Origin of the sequence: Allobosea sp. LC85, from assembly GCF_000735605.1 — a bacterium.
Taxonomy (GTDB): Bacteria; Pseudomonadota; Alphaproteobacteria; order Rhizobiales; family Beijerinckiaceae; genus Allobosea.
The window spans coordinates 233,413-250,129 of sequence record NZ_JPKG01000006.1 but is presented as its reverse complement, the minus strand read 5'-3'; the positions used below and the strand labels follow the sequence as shown (position 1 = coordinate 250,129).

Sequence of the window (16,717 nt, the reverse complement as noted above, 5' to 3'; positions counted from 1 at the left end):
TCGATCATGCTGGCTCAGGCCTCCTCGGCCTCGGCCTCTTCGTTCTCATCCACCGAGCGCTGGCAGCCCCAGGCGGAGAGCACGGCATCGGTGTCCTCGACGACGAAGAAGCGCGCCGCATCGCGATCGTACCCCTCCGCCAGCAGCCGCTCATAATCGGTATGGACGTGGCGGACATGGCTGCCGAGAGCGAGCCAAAGCGCCGTCGAAGGCGGCAGGTCCTTCATGTGGCGGCGCTCGGCGAGCGCCAGGACCGCTTCGGCGTCGGCGAGCGGAATGCCGGGGGCCAGCGCCCTCAACGCTTTGCGAATCGCCTGCTGTCGCCTTGTTCCCGCCATGGCCAAGGCTGAGCCTGTCGGAAGGGCGCCGTCAATCATTCGCGAGGGCGCCCCTTCCGTTGCGCGGATGTCACACTATCTTTGGTTGCGAAGGGTGTCCCTCGGGAGCCCTATCCTGATGAAAGGCAGCCGGATGCGTCGCCACGGGGCGCGCCGGCGGGCGGAGCGACGATATGAACATCGAGAAATACACCGACAGGGCCAAGGGTTTCCTGCAGGCGGCGCAGACAATTGCGCTGCGCGAGGGGCACCAGCAGTTTACGCCCGAACATCTTTTGAAAGCGCTGCTTGATGACAGCGAGGGCATGGCAGCCGGCCTGATCGATCGATCGGGCGGTCAGTCGAAACTCGCCTTGCAGCTGACCGATGCGGCGCTTGCGAAGCTGCCCAAGGTCAGCGGCGGTGGCGCCAGTGGCCTGCATCTGACGCCGGGCCTCGCCCGTGTCTTCGACACGGCGGAGAAGGCTGCGGACAAGGCCGGCGATTCCTTCGTCACGGTCGAGCGCCTCCTTCTCGCGCTTGCCGTGGAGAAGGAGTCCGAGGCAGGCAAGGTGCTGGCCAAGGCCGGTGTAACGCCGCAGGCGCTGAACGCCGCGATCGAGGCGATCCGCAAGGGCCGCACCGCCGACTCGGCTTCGGCCGAACAGGCTTATGACGCGTTGAAGAAATATGCGCGGGATCTCACCGCTGCTGCCCGCGAGGGCAAGCTCGACCCGGTCATTGGCCGCGACGAGGAGATTCGCCGTACCATCCAGGTGCTCAGCCGCCGCACCAAGAACAATCCCGTCCTGATCGGCGAGCCCGGCGTCGGCAAGACCGCCATCGCCGAGGGCCTCGCGCTGCGCATCGTCAATGGCGACGTGCCGGAGAGCCTGAAGGACAAGGAACTGCTGGCGCTCGACATGGGCTCGCTCATTGCCGGTGCGAAATATCGTGGCGAGTTCGAGGAGCGCCTGAAGGCGGTGCTCAACGAGGTCTCGAGCTCCGATGGCGGCGTCATCCTGTTCATCGACGAGATGCACACGCTGGTCGGCGCCGGCAAGACGGACGGCGCCATGGATGCCTCGAACCTGCTGAAGCCGGCGCTCGCGCGCGGCGAACTGCACTGCATTGGCGCGACCACGCTCGACGAGTACCGCAAATATGTCGAGAAGGACGCTGCGCTCGCTCGCCGCTTTCAGCCCGTCTTTGTCGACGAGCCGACGGTCGAGGATACGGTCTCGATCCTGCGCGGCCTCAAGGAGAAATACGAGCAGCATCACCGTGTCCGCATCACGGACTCGGCGCTGGTCTCGGCCGCGACCCTGTCGAATCGCTACATCACCGACCGCTTTCTGCCCGATAAGGCGATCGACCTTGTCGACGAGGCGTCGGCGCGCCTGCGCATGCAGGTCGATTCCAAGCCCGAGGAGCTGGATTCGATCGACCGCGAGATCGTGCGCCTGCGCATCGAGCAGGAGGCCCTCAAGAAGGAGAGCGACAGCGGCTCGAAGGAGCGGCTGAAGCGGCTGGAATCCGAGCTCGCCGACCTTGAAACGCGTTCGGCCACGATCACGGCCCGCTGGAAGGCCGAGAAGGACAAGCTCGGCCAGGCGGCGGAGATCAAGACCAAGCTCGACAATGCGCGCAACGAACTGGCCCAGGCGCAGCGCAAGGGCGAATATCAGCGTGCGGGCGAGCTCGCCTATGGCGAGATCCCGCAATTGGAGAAGCGGCTCGCCGAGGTCGAGGCGATTGGCGATACCTCCGGCATGGTGGAAGAGGCGGTGACGCCCGACCATGTTGCCCAGGTCGTCAGCCGCTGGACCGGTGTGCCGGTCGATCGCATGCTCGAAGGCGAGAAGGACAAGCTGCTCCGCATGGAGCAGGTGCTGGCGGCGCGTGTGGTCGGCCAGCGCGAGGCGGTGGAGGCGGTCTCGACGGCCGTGCGGCGTGCCCGTGCCGGCCTGCAGGACCCGAACCGGCCGATCGGCTCCTTCATGTTCCTCGGACCCACGGGTGTCGGCAAGACCGAGCTCACCAAGGCGCTGGCGTCGTTCCTGTTCGACGACGACACGGCGATGGTGCGCCTCGACATGTCGGAATACATGGAGAAGCATTCGGTTTCGCGTCTCATCGGCGCGCCTCCCGGCTATGTCGGATATGAGGAAGGCGGAGCGCTGACGGAGGCCGTGCGGCGCCGGCCCTATCAGGTCGTGCTTTTCGACGAGGTCGAGAAGGCGCATCCGGACGTCTTCAACGTGCTTCTGCAGGTGCTCGACGATGGCCGCCTGACTGACGGCCAGGGCCGCACGGTCGATTTCCGCAACGTGCTGATCATCATGACCTCGAATCTCGGTTCGGAGTTCCTGGTGAACCAGCCCGAAGGGCAGGATAGCGACGCCGTGCGTGACGATGTCATGGGCGTGGTCAGGCAGGCCTTCCGGCCTGAATTCCTGAACCGCATCGACGACATCATCCTGTTCCATCGCCTGAAGCGGGCGGATATGGGGGCGATCGTCGATATCCAGCTGGCACGCCTCGCCAGGCTGCTCACCGACCGCAAGATCGTGCTCGATCTGTCCGAGGACGCCCGCAACTGGCTGGCCGACAAGGGCTACGACCCCGCCTATGGCGCACGTCCGCTGAAGCGCGTGATCCAGAAATCGGTGCAGGACCCGCTGGCCGAACTGCTGCTCGCCGGCAAGATCACCGATGGCGAGACGGTGAAGGTTACCGTCGGACCCACCGGGCTGATGCTGGGCGATGTCAGCGTCACCCGCGAAAGGCGCCCCGAGGGCGTGCCACTGAACTAAGGCCGGAATGCCTTCCTTCTCCCCTCCGGGGAGAAGGTGTGAATCGCTGTAAGGCAGAGCAGGAAAGGGTCGCGCAAGCGGCCCTTTTCCCGTTTCAGGGCTGCGTTACGCCGATCCGCCGGCGCTTCGCGTCGCCACCCGCACGCAAGGAGGACAGGTTCAGCCCCGCTTCAGCAGGAACACCGCTTGCGCGCCGAACAGGTTCCAGAACCACCACGGCGCGCTGACGCCGACCTTGCCACCGGCAGCATCGAGCGCGACCGCGCGCTCCTTTTGCGCACCGACCGCCTCGCACAGCGTAACGAAGTCGCGGATCGTACAGAAATGGATGTTCGGGGTGTCCCACCAGGAATAGGGCAGGGCATCGGTCACCGGCATCTGGCCGCGGAAGAAGATCTGGCTGCGCATGCGCCAATGCCCGAAATTCGGGAAGGAGATGATGGCGCGGCGGCCGATGCGCAGCATGTGCTCCAGAACCAGGCGCGGATTGCGGGTCGCCTGGATCGTCTGGGAGAGGATGACGTAGTCGAAGGAATCATCGGGATAGTCGGCGAGGTCGGTATCGGCGTCGCCCTGGATCACCGACAGCCCTCGCGCGACGCAGCCCGCGACGCCTTCGCGGGACAGTTCGATGCCGCGTGCGTCGACCTGCCGTGTCTCGGCCAGCAACGCCAGCAACGCGCCGTCGCCGCAGCCGACATCGAGCACGCGCGTGCCCGGCGTCACCATCTCGGCGACGAGCTTGAGATCGATGCGATTGGTGTAGGTCTCGCTCAGCGCCATGGCCTCACAACCCTCTTGCCCGCGCTGCCGCATTGATGAAGCCGCGTGTCGTCGCGAACAGGTTCGGCTCCTCCAGCAGGAAGGCATCGTGGCCCTTGTCGCTCTCGAGCTCGACAAAGGAGACCGAGGCGCCGGCAGCATTGAGCGCGTGGACGACGGCGCGCGAATCCGCGGTCGGGAACAGCCAGTCCGAGGTGAAGGAGGCGACGCAGAAGCGCGTCTTCGTGCCCGTGAAAGCCTTGGCGAGCACGCCGTCATGATCGGCGGCGATGTCGAAATAATCCATCGCGCGCGTCACATAGAGATAGGAATTGGCGTCGAAGCGTTCGACGAAGCTCACGCCCTGGTGCCGCAGGTAGCTTTCGACCTGGAAATCGGCATCGAAGGAGAAGGTCGGCGCCTCGCGATCCTGCAGCTTGCGGCCGAATTTCCGGTGCAGCGCGGGCTCGGACAGGTAGGTGATATGCGCACCCATGCGCGCCACCGAGAGGCCCTTGGATGGGCGCGTGCCCTCTTCGAGGTAACGCCCCCCGCGCCAGTCCGGATCGGCCATTACCGCCTGGCGGCCGACTTCGTGGAAGGCGATGTTCTGGGCCGAGTGCTTGGCGGAGGTCGCAAGCGGCAGCGCCGAGAAGACGCGCCCGGGATAGCTCGCGGCCCATTCCAGCACCTGCATGCCGCCCATCGAGCCGCCGGCGACGCAGAACAGCGACTCGATGCCGAGCGCATCGAGCAGATGCGCCTGCGCCCGCACCATGTCGCGGATCGTCACCATCGGGAAGCCGAGGCCCCAGGGCTTGCCGGTTTCCGGGTTGGTCGAGGCCGGGCCGGTCGTGCCGGTGCAGCCGCCGACGACATTGGCGCAGATCACGAAGAAGCGGTCGGTATCGATCGGCTTGCCGGGGCCGATCATCGCCGTCCACCAGCCGCCCTTGCCGGTGATCGGGTTGCGGCTGGCGACATGCTGGTCGCCGGTCAAGGCGTGGCAGACGAGGACGGCATTCGACTTGCCCGCATCGAGCTCGCCATAGGTCTGGTAGGCGATCTGCCAGCTGTCGAGCACCACGCCGCAATCCATCACCAGCGGCGTGGCCGCGTCGAACCTGACGACCGGACTCGAGGGCTCGTTCGCTTCCTTCAGCGGGTCTGCAAGGCTCAGGATTTCGTCGCGCATCGTCGTCCGCTTTGACAGGCTGATTTGTCTTGCCGGTCGGCTCGTTCGAAAGATCGAACTTACCGATGGCGTGCCGCAGGCGCGCTGTCAACGCGGGCCTGCGCGAAGCTGGCTTTGCTAAGCGCGGTCTTGAGGTCTAAGAGACGCGCGTCCGTCGCCTCACGCGCCAAGATCACGCCATGACCGAAACCGCTCCGACCACCCTTGCCGATCTGCGCGGTGAGATCGATCGCATCGACAGCGAGATGCATGCGCTCTTGATGGAGCGCTCGCAGATCATCGAGACGCTGATCGCCGTGAAGAAGACGCAGGTGTCGGGTTCGGCGTTCCGCCCCGGCCGCGAGGCCGATATGATGAAACGGCTGGCGCTGCGTCACAAGGGTTTGCTGCCGCTCGACACAGTCGAGGGCATCTGGCGCATCATCATCGCGACCTTCACCTATGTTCAGGCGAATTACGCCGTCCATGCCGATGTCTCGGGTGGCGACGCGGCGATGCGCGATTCCGCGCGGTTCCATTTCGGCTTCACCGTGCCCTTCGTCACCCATGAGCATGCGCGTGCGGTGATCGCCGCCGTCGCCGAATCCGCCGGCGATCTCGGCATCTTCCGCATGGATCTCGGTGCCAGCGCCGGTGTCTGGTGGCGCGACCTCATCGGCCCGGAGCGGCCGAAGATCATCGCGCGCCTGCCCTTCATCGAGCGGCCCGACCATCCCGCCGGCACACCGGTCTACTGCATCGCCAAGCCGCTTGCGGATGCGGCCGTGCGCGAGATCGTGCTCTATGCCGCCAGGGTGGAGCGCTGGTCGGAGGCGCTGCGGGCCGGCCTCGCCCAGCATCTCGCCGAGGTCTCCGCCAGCGCCGCCGACGGCTCGCATCTTTCGCTGCTGGTCGCGGCGTCCGGAGAAGTCGAGCAGAGCGCGATCCGTGCCGCACTCGAACCCGCCGGCCTGAGCGAGTTCGCCGAAATCGGCAGCCACGCCGCCCGTTTTGCCGTCAAGCCAGCCCGCTGATCTCCACCCCATCCCCTGACAAGGTCCACAAGCCATGGCCACGCCTGCTTCCCGCCCTGTTCCGCGCCCCGGCGTCCTCGATATCGAGGCCTATGTGCCCGGCAAGTCCACGGCTCCGGCGGGGGTGAAGCTGCATAAGCTCTCCTCGAACGAGACGCCGCTCGGCCCGAGCCCGAAGGCCATCGCCGCTTTTGACAGCCTCAAGGGCAAGCTCGAGCTCTATCCGGACGGCTCGGCCACCAAGCTGCGCGAGGCGATCGCGGCGCGCTACGGCCTCGACCCCGCGCGCCTGGTGTGCGGCTCGGGGTCCGACGAGTTGCTGCAGCTCGTCACCAAGACCTATCTCGGCGACGACGATGAGGGCATCTTCACCGAGCATGGTTTCCTCGTCTACCGCATCGCCATCCTGGCGGCCGGCGGCAAGCCCGTGGTCGTGCCCGAGACCAATCTCACCGCCGATGTCGACGCGATCCTGAAGGCGGTGACGCCGAGGACGAAGATCGTCTTCCTCGCCAATCCCAACAACCCGACCGGCACCTATCTGCCCTTCGAGGAGGTCAAGCGCCTGCATGCCGGCCTGCCGTCCGATGTGCTGCTGGTGCTCGATGCCGCCTATGCCGAATATGTCCGTCGCAACGACTATGCGTCGGGGCTCGAACTGGTGGCGACCAACGAGAATGTCGTGATGGCGCGCACCTTCTCGAAGATCTACGGCCTCGCCAATCTGCGGCTTGGCTGGCTCTACGGGCCCGCCCATGTCATCGATGCGCTCAACCGCGTCCGTGGCCCGTTCAACGTCAATGGCGCGGCGATCGAGGCCGGCACCGCTGCGATTGCCGACGAAGCCCATGTCGCGGCCGCGCTCCAGCACAACGAGACCTGGCTCGCCTGGACGACGGCCGAGGTCGAAAAGCTCGGCCTGACCGTCACGCCGTCGGTCGGCAACTTCATCCTGATCCATTTCCCCAAGACCTCGGGCAAGACGGCGAAGGAGGCTGACGCCTTCCTGAGCCAGCGCGGACTGATCCTGCGCAGCGTCGCCGCCTACGGCCTGCCCGACGCGCTGCGCATGACGATCGGCTCCGAGGAGGCGAACCGCCTTGTCGTTGCGGCGCTTGGCGACTTCCTGGCTGGCAAGCGATGACGGCGCCGACCGAGAGCTTCGCCCCGCGGCGCGAGGAACCGATCTTCCGCCGCCTCGCGATCATCGGCATCGGGCTGATCGGCTCTTCGATCGCCCATGCTGCCAAGGATCTCAATCTCGCCGGCCGCATCGTCCTGAGCGACCGGGACGAGGGCGTGCGCGCCCGCGCCCGCGAGCTCGATCTCGGCCATGAGGTGGCGGAGACCGTGCAGGCCGCCGTGGCCGGCGCCGATATGGTCATTCTCTGCGTGCCCGTTGGCGCTTGCGGTGCCGTCGCTGGCGAGATCGCTTCCGCCTTGAAGCCGGGTGCGATCGTCTCGGATGTCGGCTCGGTCAAGAACGCGGTCGTCGAGGCTGTCGCGCCGCATCTTCCGGCGGGCGTGCATTTCGTCCCGGCCCATCCGGTTGCCGGCACCGAGAATTCCGGCCCGGACGCCGGCTTTGCCAGCCTCTTCCTGAATCGGTGGTGCATCCTCACCCCGCCGGACGGCAGCGATGAAGGCGCGGTTTCGCGCACCCGCCATTTCTGGGAGGGCATGGGCGCCCTGGTCGAGGAGATGAGCGCGCAGCATCATGACCTCGTGCTCGCCGTCACCAGCCATCTGCCGCATCTGATCGCCTATAACATCGTCGGCACAGCCGAGGACCTCGAGGCGGTGACCCAGTCCGAGGTGATCAAGTTCTCGGCCGGCGGTTTTCGCGATTTCACCCGCATCGCGGCATCCGACCCGACGATGTGGCGCGACGTCTTCCTGCACAACAAGGAAGCGGTTCTGGAGATGCTGGGGCGCTTCAGCGAGGATCTTTCGGTTCTGACCCGCGCCATTCGCTTCGGCGACGGCGAGACCCTGCACAAGCATTTCACCCGCACCCGCGCCATTCGCCGTGGCATCGTCGCGCTCGGCCAGGAAAAGCCGGAAACGGAAAAGCTGCGCAAATCGTGAGAAGACGGAGCATGTTCTGCTCCGTTCGTCTTGCCAAGATTGGGCCGGGCTGGTAGAGCCCCACCCGTCGCCGCAATAGCTCAGCTGGTAGAGCACCTCATTCGTAATGAGGGGGTCGGGGGTTCGAATCCCTCTTGCGGCACCAGTTCCTCTCCATACATTGTCATATCTAATTGAAAAGGCTCAGATATTGGGCCTTTCGATCTTCTTTGAGTGCGCGCCGCTACTCAGGTGAATTCGTTGATACCCTTTACGGGCAATATTTCCGTCTGAGTTGCCATAGGGATGAAGAGACGTTTGAAGATCGGGGACTGGCGACCGGAGTTGGCGCATGTATGCCAGCGGTCGCGCGCTTCCGCGACCTTCGGAACGCCTGCTAATGGGCAAGGCCCCGGCGACCTTCCGCGAGCCCGAAGGACGGTCGTGGGTTCCGCGCCGGCTCCAGCGGATGAAGCGGTTCTGTGACGCGTCTTGTGGGAGCCGTGGCCCTTGGGCGCGTCCTTCCTCAACTCAAATTGATAGGTCCTGAGCCGAGCTGGTTGTTGTCATGGAGCCCATCCGCGATTTTAAAGCTTATGGTGACCTTGGTCCCGCCGTTCGCGGCGTCCTCGATATGAACCGCGGCCCCATGTGCGTCCGCAATCCGCTTGACGATTGACAACCCTAGCCCGGTACCGCCGCGTTCTGAGGGCGAGCCTCGCCAAAAGCGCTTGAACGCCATCTTGCGATCCTCCGCGGGAAAGCCCGGCCCGAAATCATGCACGGCAAGTGTGCCGTCGCCCGTGACTCGCACGATGACCTCGGTCCCGGGCGGCGTAAATCGCAATCCGTTGTCGATGAGATTACGCAACGCATGCGCGACTGCATCGGTGTCGCCATTGACCAAAATCGTGGCCGGCCCTTCGTAAGCGAGCTGCCGCTGCAGTCCGATAGCGATAGGCGCCATGTCGCCAACCACCGACCGCGCGACGTTCGCAAGATCGCAGCGCTGGTCAGGATTGAGCACGAGCGTGTCCGCCTGCGCCGCCGAAAGCATCTGCTCCACCAGCCGTTTCAGAGAGCTCACGTCGTCTCGAACGGCCTGCGCTACCGGTGAGGGCAGGTGCTCATCGACCCGTGCGGCCAGTATGGAAAGCGGCGTGCGCAACGCGTGAGCTGCCTCGGCCGTGAATGCCCGCTCCGCTTCCAGCGCTGTTTCCAGCCGGCCCAGCGCATCATTAATGGCGTCGACCAGATCAAGAACCTCGCGCGGCAGATCGGCCGTGGGCAGCCGCGTGATTGTCGCCGCATGTCCCGTATGCCTTGCCGCTTCCGCCGCCTGAACCAATGGGCGCATCGATTGACGGACCGTGACTACATTCACGATCACCAGGCACAGGGCGAAGGGCAGCAACGCCACAACCACATGGACGAAAAGTTCGTCAAAGAAAACGAACAGCACAAGGCTCGATGGGTCGCTGGCTGACGCGAAGGCGATCCGCACCGGTAGCCCACCAATATCGAGATGACGCGATCCCAAGAGAACCGTTCGCCCCCGATGCTCGATCGTCGACGACCAAGTGTCCGGCCCTTCGGCCGTGGCCCAGGAAACAGTGGGCACCAAATCGGCATTGGATTCGCTGACCACGACGCCGTTGTGATCGAGGATGCGGTAGGCATAGGCCTCGGGATAGATGCGATAATCGTCTATAAGTCTGCCGGACGGGCCGAACCGTAACGCACCGACGGTGTCGCGCGAGAGGGCGCCGGCAAGCCGGTCGATCTGACGGAAGACATTTTGGCGGCGCAGATCATCCATATCCCAGCTGTAGTAGGCCGTAACGAAGGCTACGTTGAGCAGCGTCAACAATGCCCCAACGACAACAAGGCGGCGGGTCAGGGCCGTGACGAGCGAGGTATGCTTCATCGTGGTTTCGCTGCAACCATGTAGCCCACGCCCCGCACGACGTGAATGACGACTGCGGCATCGCTCTCGGCGAGCAGTTTCCTCAGGCGTGAAATGGAAGCCTCAAGTGCATTGGGTCCTGGCGTTTCGTCCATCGTGTAGATGGCGGCTTCGATCACCTGCCGCGGAACGACGGTTCCCGCGCGCCGCAGTAAAGCCTCAAGGACGTCGACCTCGCGGCGAGCGACGGGCAGATAGCGATCGGCGACAGCGACCGTCCGACCTGCCGTGTCAAGTTCGACATTAGCGAGCGATAGCCGCCCTCCGAGAAGGCCACCCGGTCGCCGCAGCAAAGCGCGACAGCGCGCGGCGATCTCAGCTGGCGCCGCCGGTTTGCCGAGATAATCATCGGCCCCGCGATCGAGGCCATCGATGCGCTGATTGAGGCCGGCGCGCGCCGTCACGACGAGGATGGGTGTCGTACGGCCGAGTTTGCGCAACCTCGACAGCAGCACGAGCCCGTCCTCATCGGGGAGGCCGAGGTCGAGCACGATGACGTCGGGCTGCTCGACCGCCAGCGCGTCCTCCGCCTCTCGCGCCGATCCTGCGACATCCACTCGGAACCCTTCATCCTCGAGGGCCTTCCGGGTCAGACTTGCCAGTGCGGAAACGTCTTCGATCAGCAGAAGCTTCATTCATCAGGTTCTCGTCAGGGAGCTTTCCTAGACTTCAGTCCAGCCAGTCCTCGGACGAGATCTAAGTACCATGCTCGCTGCTGCACTCAATCACCTTCCGTTCACACGCCATGCCTACGGCGCTGGTCTGGAGCCGGACCCGCGTTTTCCGGAACTTGGGACGATCATGGTTTTCCGCAGGAAGCCCGATATCGTTCCGAAGCAATCGAGAATTGACGCATTCCTGGCCCCTGCCGGCAATCCGCCGACTATGGTCTCGTCAGCCGCATATCTCTTGTCCGGGCGTTGGCTGGTCGACATCGCTCATAGAGGAGGCAAAGCCGTGCGTGACGCAGCTCGGAAGGACATAGCGGAGTTCCAATGGACCTCCGGCGCTCGCCGCCACGAATTGTGGCTGGCGGTAATATTCATTCTGGCTGCTTGCGCGAAAATAATCCTCTTCGGATCGCTCTCTTGGCTGTTTTTCTCTTAGCCGGCCCGGGCGCTGCCCCGTCGCCGGGTGTCCTCCGGCGCAGCCTGTCAGCCAGGCGCGTCCCGCCCAGGAGAATGACCCACCCGGCAGCGCCCCGACCTACGGGGAGCGCCTCGAGCGCGTTCCAGCGATGTGGACCTGATTCCCGCACTCCCATACGGGCTCGCGGCCGTGATTGTGCCGCATTAGAGGCCGGACACATGGCAGCACCCGATCACGCGATAGAATTAGAGCTTTGATATCAGATACATCCGAAAACTATGTGTCGCCCTCTTGCGGCACCGCCGCTTCGCACGCTTTTCAAGCACTCGCGATTTCAAATTCAGTACGCGCGCGGCAAAAAATCACCGCCCGGCCTGGGGCCGCTTCCAGCGAAATGCGCGTCGCTCCCCGGTGATACTTGGCTGTCGTCCCCGAAAGGCCTAGGCGAGCCTCCTGAATGGCTCGCGCACGAGCCCATCAGCGGCTGGAGCTCGCCGCACCTGCAGGAGGAAACGTGATGTCCTATGTCGACGAACTCGAGCCGCTCATTCGGCTGGAGCAGGAACTGCGGCGGACGATCGCGCTGAGGCTCGCGGAGGAGAGGGGCCAGCGACCTGTCGATGTCCCGACCGAGGAGCTATTGCTCGCCGCCGATGAGGCGATCGCGGCCTGGGCCGAGGAGGTCGATTTCGAGCAGGACATGCGGGCCTTCCGGCCTTTGACCCCTCTGCAGACGCTTCTCGCCGAACATCTCGGGATATGCGAGCGCATTGTCGACATCCGCGACAGGCGGCTGTCCTGACCAGGATCAGGTCAATCGGGGCAGGGCCGAGATGCTTCCGCTCGCGCCGGGACGGCCGAGCGACCCGGCCGCTCTCATGCTTCGCAAATCTAACTTCCAGCCGCCTCGTCGGCCGTCGCCTTGTCGAGAATCTCGACCACCTCTTCGAGGCTTTCCTTCACACCGAGCATGAAGTCCTTGCGGAAGCCGATGATGGTGTCCGGCGGGCTGCCCTTGAACGTGTAGACCACGCTGACCTGCGCAGGATTGACGTAGACGGGCTTTCCATCGGAGGGCGAAGTGAACTTGCAGAGTTTGGGCATGATCTCTTCCGTCAATGGCGATTCGATGCGGAGAGCTATACGGCAAGGCGCCCCCTCGACGAAAATGCCCGACGCTGCTGCCAGCGGCATGGGCTCGGCAGACTGTCCGCTGCCAGCCCGGCGATGAAGATCGGCTTCGCAATTCGGCATGGCGAGAACCATGGCCGAGGACGGCAGCGCATCGCGTGGGGATGCAGCTCCGGAACCAGCATTCCCGCTCGGGTATCCCTGCGTCACGCTAAGTGAGGTGCCTCACATATTCGACCAGCCGGAGCGCGTAGCCTTCGACGCATTGACACATGTCGGAGCGCGCCATGAGCCCTACATATGACGAGAAGCTTGAGCAGTTCCGGCGCCGGGAGATCGAGCGCGCGCGCAGGGCAGGCCTGTCAGCCTATATCCTGAACGAGGATGGCAGCGTGATCCGCGTTTTCCCCGATGGCAGGTTGGATCTGATTGTCGTTCACCTCGGCAGCCAGCACGGACAGGCTCCCGGAGCCCGATCCCGATAGCTCCCGGCCCGATCTGGGGGAGCCGTACTGTCTACTCCTGATTCAATCCCGATCCCTGATGTTGGCGGATATCGCCTGAACTCCTTCGCGAGGTCATGCAACATCAGCCCACTTCTCCGCCGCACTCACCGGTCGAGCACAGCCTCAGTCAATGATGAGCGGCGGCCACCGGAGGCGCTGAACGAACGACTCGACACGGGCTAGCAACAGGTGTGATCTCGGCAAGAGCGCCGGGGGCTGCGACGAAGCAGGCCTTCCAAGCCGTGCAAATGCTGGTTGTTCCGGGAGGCCTCATGATGACGCGCAGGTTCACCGCAGCTTTGTCCCTCATGCTCTCGCTTGTTCTCGCAGTGCCGGCCGGGGCCCAGATCGGCACACCAGGGAACGCGCCGCTCACTCCCGGTGGCCCCAGACAAGGTCTTGGGCCGCCCTCACTCAGCGACAGCGTGCCGGATATCCGATTGCGCTCGAGTGGCGGCGGGATCCCGGGCGCAGGACCACCAATCGGTTATGGAGGCGCGCAGCCGCGGGGCAACACCGGCATGGGTGCCGGATATGGCTTCGTCGATCGCCGCGTGGCCAGAGCAACCGGCCGGCGCTGCCAGACGTCGACACGCATCTGCGTGCTGAAGAGCGCGGCACCTGTCAGGTCCGGGTGCTCATGCCGATTGTCCAATGGCAAGCGTGCGCGAGGCCATGTCGTCCCATGACGCTGCCGAACGGAGGCCGTTGAGCCCAACGGGAGCCCGGGCTCACTGCGCCAGGGTGATGGTTTTGCGCGCTGCGCCCGTTGGAAGGCGCGACCTATCGCAGCGCCGCCAGAAGCCCTGCTGCGACGGCGAGGCCGCTCACGCCGCCGACGCGCAGGCCAAGCGCCATGCCGCCCGTCGATGCGGCGAGGCCGGCCTTGACCAGCGTGTTGACGCCTGTCGCGAGCAGGATCGCACGGGCCGCGAGTGGCGGGTCAATGACACCGAGTGCCATGCGCGACATCGAGATGACGACGGCATCGACGTCCGCGATGCCGGACAGAGCGGCCGTGGCGAGTACGCCGGCATCGCCGAAATGCTGCTGCAGCAGGCGCGCGGCAAGCATCACCACGGCGATGAACGCCGCCATCTTCAGTGCGGAGCCGAGTTCCAGCGGATTCGAGATCTTCAGTTCCGGGCGCTCGGAGGAGCCGCCAGCGTTGATCAGCATCAGGCCGGCCCCTGCCGCAAGGGCGCCGCCGGCGCAGGCGAGCGGCAGCGCGAGGAACGGGATCAGGACCGGGTTCAGCGCCATGGCGACGACGGCGACGCGCAGGACCATCACGACGCCGGCGATCAGAATGCCGGCGCTGAACAGACGGCCGGAGTCCGAATGCTGGCGCGCGAGCCCGGCCAGGGTGAGCGTCGTTGCGGTGGAGGAGGCGAGGCCGCCAGCGATCGCTGCCATGATCACGCCGAGCCGGTCTCCGAAGACCCGAACCGCGACATAGCCTCCGAAGGACACGGCGGCGATCAGGATGGCGAGCAGCCAGATCGAATAGGGATTGATCGATCCCCATGGGTCGATCGGCCGGTTCGGCAAGACCGGCAGCAGCAGGAACGACATCGCGAGCAGGGTCAGGACCGAGCGGATTTCCTGCCAGCTCAGCGAGGCGACCCAACTGTGCAATTGTTCGCGCAGCGCCAGCAGCACGGTCATCGCGACGGCGCCTGCAATCGCCGCATTGAGATCGCCGATCACGGCGAGCGCGCCCAACATGAAGGTCAACATCCCGGCGACGACCGAGGTCGCGCTGACATTCTGCTCGGCGCGGGCTTGCAGCCAGTGGAAGGCGCCAAAGGCAGCACTGTATCCGAGAAAGACCAGGCCGATCGCGATGCCGCCGAGCTGCTGGCCGATGGCCCCGGTCACGCCGCCGAGCAGTCCGGACAGTGCGAAGGTGCGCAGGCCCGCGGCACGCTGGTGGTCATCCTCGTCGCGCGTGCGCCAGCCGCGCTCGAGACCGACCAGGAGCCCGATGGCGAGGGAAACGGCGAGGCGGCTCAGAAGGGCGTGTTCGTCCATGTCGGTCTGCGGCTTGTCGCGGGCGTGGCGATCGTTTGACGAGCATATCGGAAGCGGCCGGTTCGGATAGCGCCCAGGATGCATCCCGGACGGAGCCGGCGGCTGTCATCTGCAGGTCATGCAGGCGGTCTTTAGACCAGCCCGTGTCGTCATCGCGGGCGGACTGGCCCGTCTTATGCTTGGTGAGTTGGTCATGAAACGGCTGGTCATTATCTACTCGGAAGAGGATTACGCCTGCGCCTGCGAGCGTCTCGAGGAGCTGCGTACCCGGCCGGATTGCCGCGCGAAGGAAGAGGAACTCGACGCGATCCATGACGCCATGCTGGCATGGGAGCTGAAGCAGGACGACTGACACCAGGCGGGTGGTTCTGCTGCCCGCCCTTCGTGAACCGACAGACGCCGACCCGTGTTGCGACGCACTCAGCCCACATTCTCACGCTAGCCACCCCGGACCGCCTAAAGAATCTCCGGGGCGGTTGTCGCGATCCCTGCGGGCGCGCGACACTCTGGCCGGCATCTCTCGGCCGCTCGCGAAAGGGTCTGGCCGATGCTCGTGCAGATCGGAACTCTCATCGCCGCGACGAGCCTGGTTCAGCTCGCGAACGGCTTCTTCAATACCTTCCTGTCCCTGCGGCTGACGCTCGAGGATTTCGGCTCCACCCTGACCGGCGTCGTGCTCAGCGCCTATTTCATCGGCTTCACCATCGGTGCGGTCGGGTCCGGGCAGGTGATCCAGCGCATCGGCCATATCCGTGCCTATGCTGCGTTCGCAGGCATGGTGGTGGTCGCGACCGCCGCGATGCCGCTCCTTGTCTCGCCATTGGCCTGGATCGCCTGCCGTGCAGCCATCGGCATGGGCTGCGTCGGCCTGTTCATCACCACGGAAAGCTGGCTGAATGCCAAGGCGCAGGCCGATCAGCGCGGGCGGGTGTTCTCGATCTACATGGTCGGCACGTTCCTGGCGCTTGCTCTCGGCCAGTTGCTGATCGGCAAACTCGCGATTCACTCCACCACGCCCTTCAACATCATCATCGCGCTCTTCGCGCTTGCCCTGGTCATGGTCAGCACGACGCGCGCCGAGGCGCCCGGGATCGCGCCGGAGGCGACGCTGCGCTATGGCGAACTGACCCGACAGGCGCCGGTGGCCGTCGTCGGCTGCGTCGTCAGTGGCATGATCAGCAGCGCCTTCTACGCGCTCGTACCCGCCTGGATGCTGAGCAATGGCGTGCCGCAGCAGACGATTGCGCTCTTCATGCTGGTCGCGGTGCTGGGTGGGCTTGCGCTTCAGGTGCCGGTTGGGCGGCTGTCGGATCGGGGCGACCGCCGGCTGGTTCTGGCCGGTCTTGCGCTTGGCTTCGCGGCGGCGGCCCTGCTGCTCGTCATGTTGCCCGCGAACCTTGCAGCGGTGCTGCCCGTGGCGGCGGTGCTCGGCGGCTTCATGTCGACGCTCTATCCGGTCTGCGTCGCCCATGCGCTCGACCGCATGCCCGCCGACCGCGTCGTTGCGGTCAGTGGCAGGCTGATCCTCGTCAGCGGCTTCGGCTCGGCGCTGGGGCCGATGCTCGGTGCCGCCGTCATGTCGCGCTTCGATATTGGCGGGCTGCTCTACTTCATGGCGGCCGCGACTATTCTGCTCGCCGCGGTCTCCGGCCTGCGCGTGCTCGTCAAGGCGCCGCCTGTCCATGTCGAACGTCCTTTCGAGATCATCGACCCGTTGACGGCACCGATCTCGCAGGAGCCGGAGGCGACGGATCCGGACGGAACGCCGCGCGCAGTCCCCGCCTGAGGCGAACGGAAGGCTGGCCAAAGCATCGGCCCGAA

16 protein-coding genes and 1 tRNA gene are annotated in these 16,717 nt (G+C 65.2%); 10 read left to right on the top strand and 7 right to left on the bottom strand.

All coding sequences use genetic code 11. From position 1 onward, the window contains the following. Positions 1-14: 14 nt before the first annotated feature. Complete coding sequence (locus FG93_RS02200) at positions 15-338, bottom strand: DUF2293 domain-containing protein (protein WP_043231812.1); 324 nt, start codon at positions 336-338, stop codon at positions 15-17. A 173-nt stretch (positions 339-511) separates the two neighbouring features. On the opposite strand from FG93_RS02200, the gene clpB reads away from it, so the two are divergent. Further along, positions 512-3,133, top strand: a complete 2,622-nt coding sequence (gene clpB / locus FG93_RS02195; RefSeq protein ID WP_043231282.1) for an ATP-dependent chaperone ClpB — start codon at positions 512-514, stop codon at positions 3,131-3,133. A 159-nt stretch (positions 3,134-3,292) separates the two neighbouring features. Here clpB and metW read toward each other — a convergent pair whose 3' ends face one another. Both metW and FG93_RS02185 read right to left on the bottom strand, forming a co-directional pair. Beyond that, positions 3,293-3,916 carry a methionine biosynthesis protein MetW gene (gene metW, locus FG93_RS02190; RefSeq protein WP_244448469.1) on the bottom strand — a complete coding sequence of 208 codons (624 nt, stop codon included), beginning with the start codon at positions 3,914-3,916 and terminating at the stop codon, positions 3,293-3,295. Positions 3,917-3,920: 4 nt separating this feature from the next. Then, positions 3,921-5,090 (bottom strand): homoserine O-acetyltransferase, encoded by a 1,170-nt coding sequence (locus FG93_RS02185; protein WP_052513252.1) that lies wholly within the window; start codon positions 5,088-5,090, stop codon positions 3,921-3,923. 179 nt (positions 5,091-5,269) lie between these two features. Here FG93_RS02185 and FG93_RS02180 point away from each other — a divergent pair, with 179 nt between their 5' ends. The 4 genes from FG93_RS02180 (at position 5,270) to FG93_RS02165 (ending at position 8,336) form a co-directional block, all read left to right on the top strand. Further along, positions 5,270-6,103 carry a chorismate mutase gene (locus FG93_RS02180; RefSeq protein ID WP_043231280.1) on the top strand — a complete coding sequence of 278 codons (834 nt, stop codon included), beginning with the start codon at positions 5,270-5,272 and terminating at the stop codon, positions 6,101-6,103. A 34-nt stretch (positions 6,104-6,137) separates the two neighbouring features. Next, positions 6,138-7,247 (top strand): histidinol-phosphate transaminase, encoded by a 1,110-nt coding sequence (locus FG93_RS02175; protein WP_043231278.1) that lies wholly within the window; start codon positions 6,138-6,140, stop codon positions 7,245-7,247. Further along, positions 7,244-8,191 (top strand): prephenate/arogenate dehydrogenase family protein, encoded by a 948-nt coding sequence (locus tag FG93_RS02170; RefSeq protein WP_052513250.1) that lies wholly within the window; start codon positions 7,244-7,246, stop codon positions 8,189-8,191. The genes FG93_RS02175 and FG93_RS02170 overlap by 4 nt, the downstream gene beginning before the upstream one ends. Before the next feature lie 69 nt (positions 8,192-8,260). Next, positions 8,261-8,336: transfer RNA gene (locus FG93_RS02165), tRNA-Thr, on the top strand. A gap of 360 nt (positions 8,337-8,696) precedes the next feature. On the opposite strand, the gene FG93_RS30970 is transcribed toward FG93_RS02165, so the two are convergent. Both FG93_RS30970 and FG93_RS02155 read right to left on the bottom strand, forming a co-directional pair. Then, positions 8,697-10,097: a HAMP domain-containing sensor histidine kinase gene (locus tag FG93_RS30970; protein ID WP_052513248.1), complete on the bottom strand. Its 1,401-nt coding sequence runs from the start codon at positions 10,095-10,097 to the stop codon at positions 8,697-8,699. Continuing rightward, complete coding sequence (locus FG93_RS02155) at positions 10,094-10,771, bottom strand: response regulator transcription factor (protein ID WP_043231276.1); 678 nt, start codon at positions 10,769-10,771, stop codon at positions 10,094-10,096. The genes FG93_RS30970 and FG93_RS02155 overlap by 4 nt, the downstream gene beginning before the upstream one ends. A gap of 70 nt (positions 10,772-10,841) precedes the next feature. On the opposite strand from FG93_RS02155, the gene FG93_RS02150 reads away from it, so the two are divergent. Both FG93_RS02150 and FG93_RS02145 read left to right on the top strand, forming a co-directional pair. Continuing rightward, complete coding sequence (locus FG93_RS02150) at positions 10,842-11,243, top strand: hypothetical protein (protein ID WP_043231275.1); 402 nt, start codon at positions 10,842-10,844, stop codon at positions 11,241-11,243. 499 nt (positions 11,244-11,742) lie between these two features. Continuing rightward, positions 11,743-12,027: a hypothetical protein gene (locus FG93_RS02145; protein ID WP_043231274.1), complete on the top strand. Its 285-nt coding sequence runs from the start codon at positions 11,743-11,745 to the stop codon at positions 12,025-12,027. 89 nt (positions 12,028-12,116) lie between these two features. Here the strand turns inward: FG93_RS02145 and FG93_RS32230 are convergent, their stop codons facing one another. Then, positions 12,117-12,329: a hypothetical protein gene (locus FG93_RS32230; protein ID WP_152579259.1), complete on the bottom strand. Its 213-nt coding sequence runs from the start codon at positions 12,327-12,329 to the stop codon at positions 12,117-12,119. A 314-nt stretch (positions 12,330-12,643) separates the two neighbouring features. Between FG93_RS32230 and FG93_RS02135 the strand changes: the two genes are divergently transcribed. Then, positions 12,644-12,841, top strand: coding sequence for a hypothetical protein (locus FG93_RS02135; protein WP_152579258.1), 198 nt, complete (start codon positions 12,644-12,646; stop codon positions 12,839-12,841). An 804-nt stretch (positions 12,842-13,645) separates the two neighbouring features. Here FG93_RS02135 and FG93_RS02130 read toward each other — a convergent pair. Continuing rightward, entirely contained in the window at positions 13,646-14,896 is a 1,251-nt protein-coding gene (locus FG93_RS02130) for an MgtC/SapB family protein (RefSeq protein ID WP_043231802.1), read from the bottom strand. A 193-nt stretch (positions 14,897-15,089) separates the two neighbouring features. Here FG93_RS02130 and FG93_RS32775 point away from each other — a divergent pair, with 193 nt between their 5' ends. Together FG93_RS32775 and FG93_RS02120 are read left to right on the top strand one after the other, a co-directional pair. Then, positions 15,090-15,248: a hypothetical protein gene (locus FG93_RS32775; RefSeq protein WP_161783755.1), complete on the top strand. Its 159-nt coding sequence runs from the start codon at positions 15,090-15,092 to the stop codon at positions 15,246-15,248. Between the two features lie 195 nt (positions 15,249-15,443). Then, positions 15,444-16,682, top strand: coding sequence for an MFS transporter (locus tag FG93_RS02120; RefSeq protein WP_043231268.1), 1,239 nt, complete (start codon positions 15,444-15,446; stop codon positions 16,680-16,682). Positions 16,683-16,717: the final 35 nt, after the last annotated feature.

Bases quoted from the DNA above. Each gene is read 5' to 3' on its own strand.
- FG93_RS02200 (WP_043231812.1), bottom strand. From the start codon at position 338: ATGGCGGGAACAAGGCGACAGCAGGCGATTCGCAAAGCGTTGAGGGCG.
- clpB (WP_043231282.1), top strand. From the start codon at position 512: ATGAACATCGAGAAATACACCGACAGGGCCAAGGGTTTCCTGCAGGCG.
- metW (WP_244448469.1), bottom strand. From the start codon at position 3,916: ATGGCGCTGAGCGAGACCTACACCAATCGCATCGATCTCAAGCTCGTC.
- FG93_RS02185 (WP_052513252.1), bottom strand. From the start codon at position 5,090: ATGCGCGACGAAATCCTGAGCCTTGCAGACCCGCTGAAGGAAGCGAAC.
- FG93_RS02180 (WP_043231280.1), top strand. From the start codon at position 5,270: ATGACCGAAACCGCTCCGACCACCCTTGCCGATCTGCGCGGTGAGATC.
- FG93_RS02175 (WP_043231278.1), top strand. From the start codon at position 6,138: ATGGCCACGCCTGCTTCCCGCCCTGTTCCGCGCCCCGGCGTCCTCGAT.
- FG93_RS02170 (WP_052513250.1), top strand. From the start codon at position 7,244: ATGACGGCGCCGACCGAGAGCTTCGCCCCGCGGCGCGAGGAACCGATC.
- FG93_RS30970 (WP_052513248.1), bottom strand. From the start codon at position 10,097: ATGAAGCATACCTCGCTCGTCACGGCCCTGACCCGCCGCCTTGTTGTC.
- FG93_RS02155 (WP_043231276.1), bottom strand. From the start codon at position 10,771: ATGAAGCTTCTGCTGATCGAAGACGTTTCCGCACTGGCAAGTCTGACC.
- FG93_RS02150 (WP_043231275.1), top strand. From the start codon at position 10,842: ATGCTCGCTGCTGCACTCAATCACCTTCCGTTCACACGCCATGCCTAC.
- FG93_RS02145 (WP_043231274.1), top strand. From the start codon at position 11,743: ATGTCCTATGTCGACGAACTCGAGCCGCTCATTCGGCTGGAGCAGGAA.
- FG93_RS32230 (WP_152579259.1), bottom strand. From the start codon at position 12,329: ATGCCCAAACTCTGCAAGTTCACTTCGCCCTCCGATGGAAAGCCCGTC.
- FG93_RS02135 (WP_152579258.1), top strand. From the start codon at position 12,644: ATGAGCCCTACATATGACGAGAAGCTTGAGCAGTTCCGGCGCCGGGAG.
- FG93_RS02130 (WP_043231802.1), bottom strand. From the start codon at position 14,896: ATGGACGAACACGCCCTTCTGAGCCGCCTCGCCGTTTCCCTCGCCATC.
- FG93_RS32775 (WP_161783755.1), top strand. From the start codon at position 15,090: ATGAAACGGCTGGTCATTATCTACTCGGAAGAGGATTACGCCTGCGCC.
- FG93_RS02120 (WP_043231268.1), top strand. From the start codon at position 15,444: ATGCTCGTGCAGATCGGAACTCTCATCGCCGCGACGAGCCTGGTTCAG.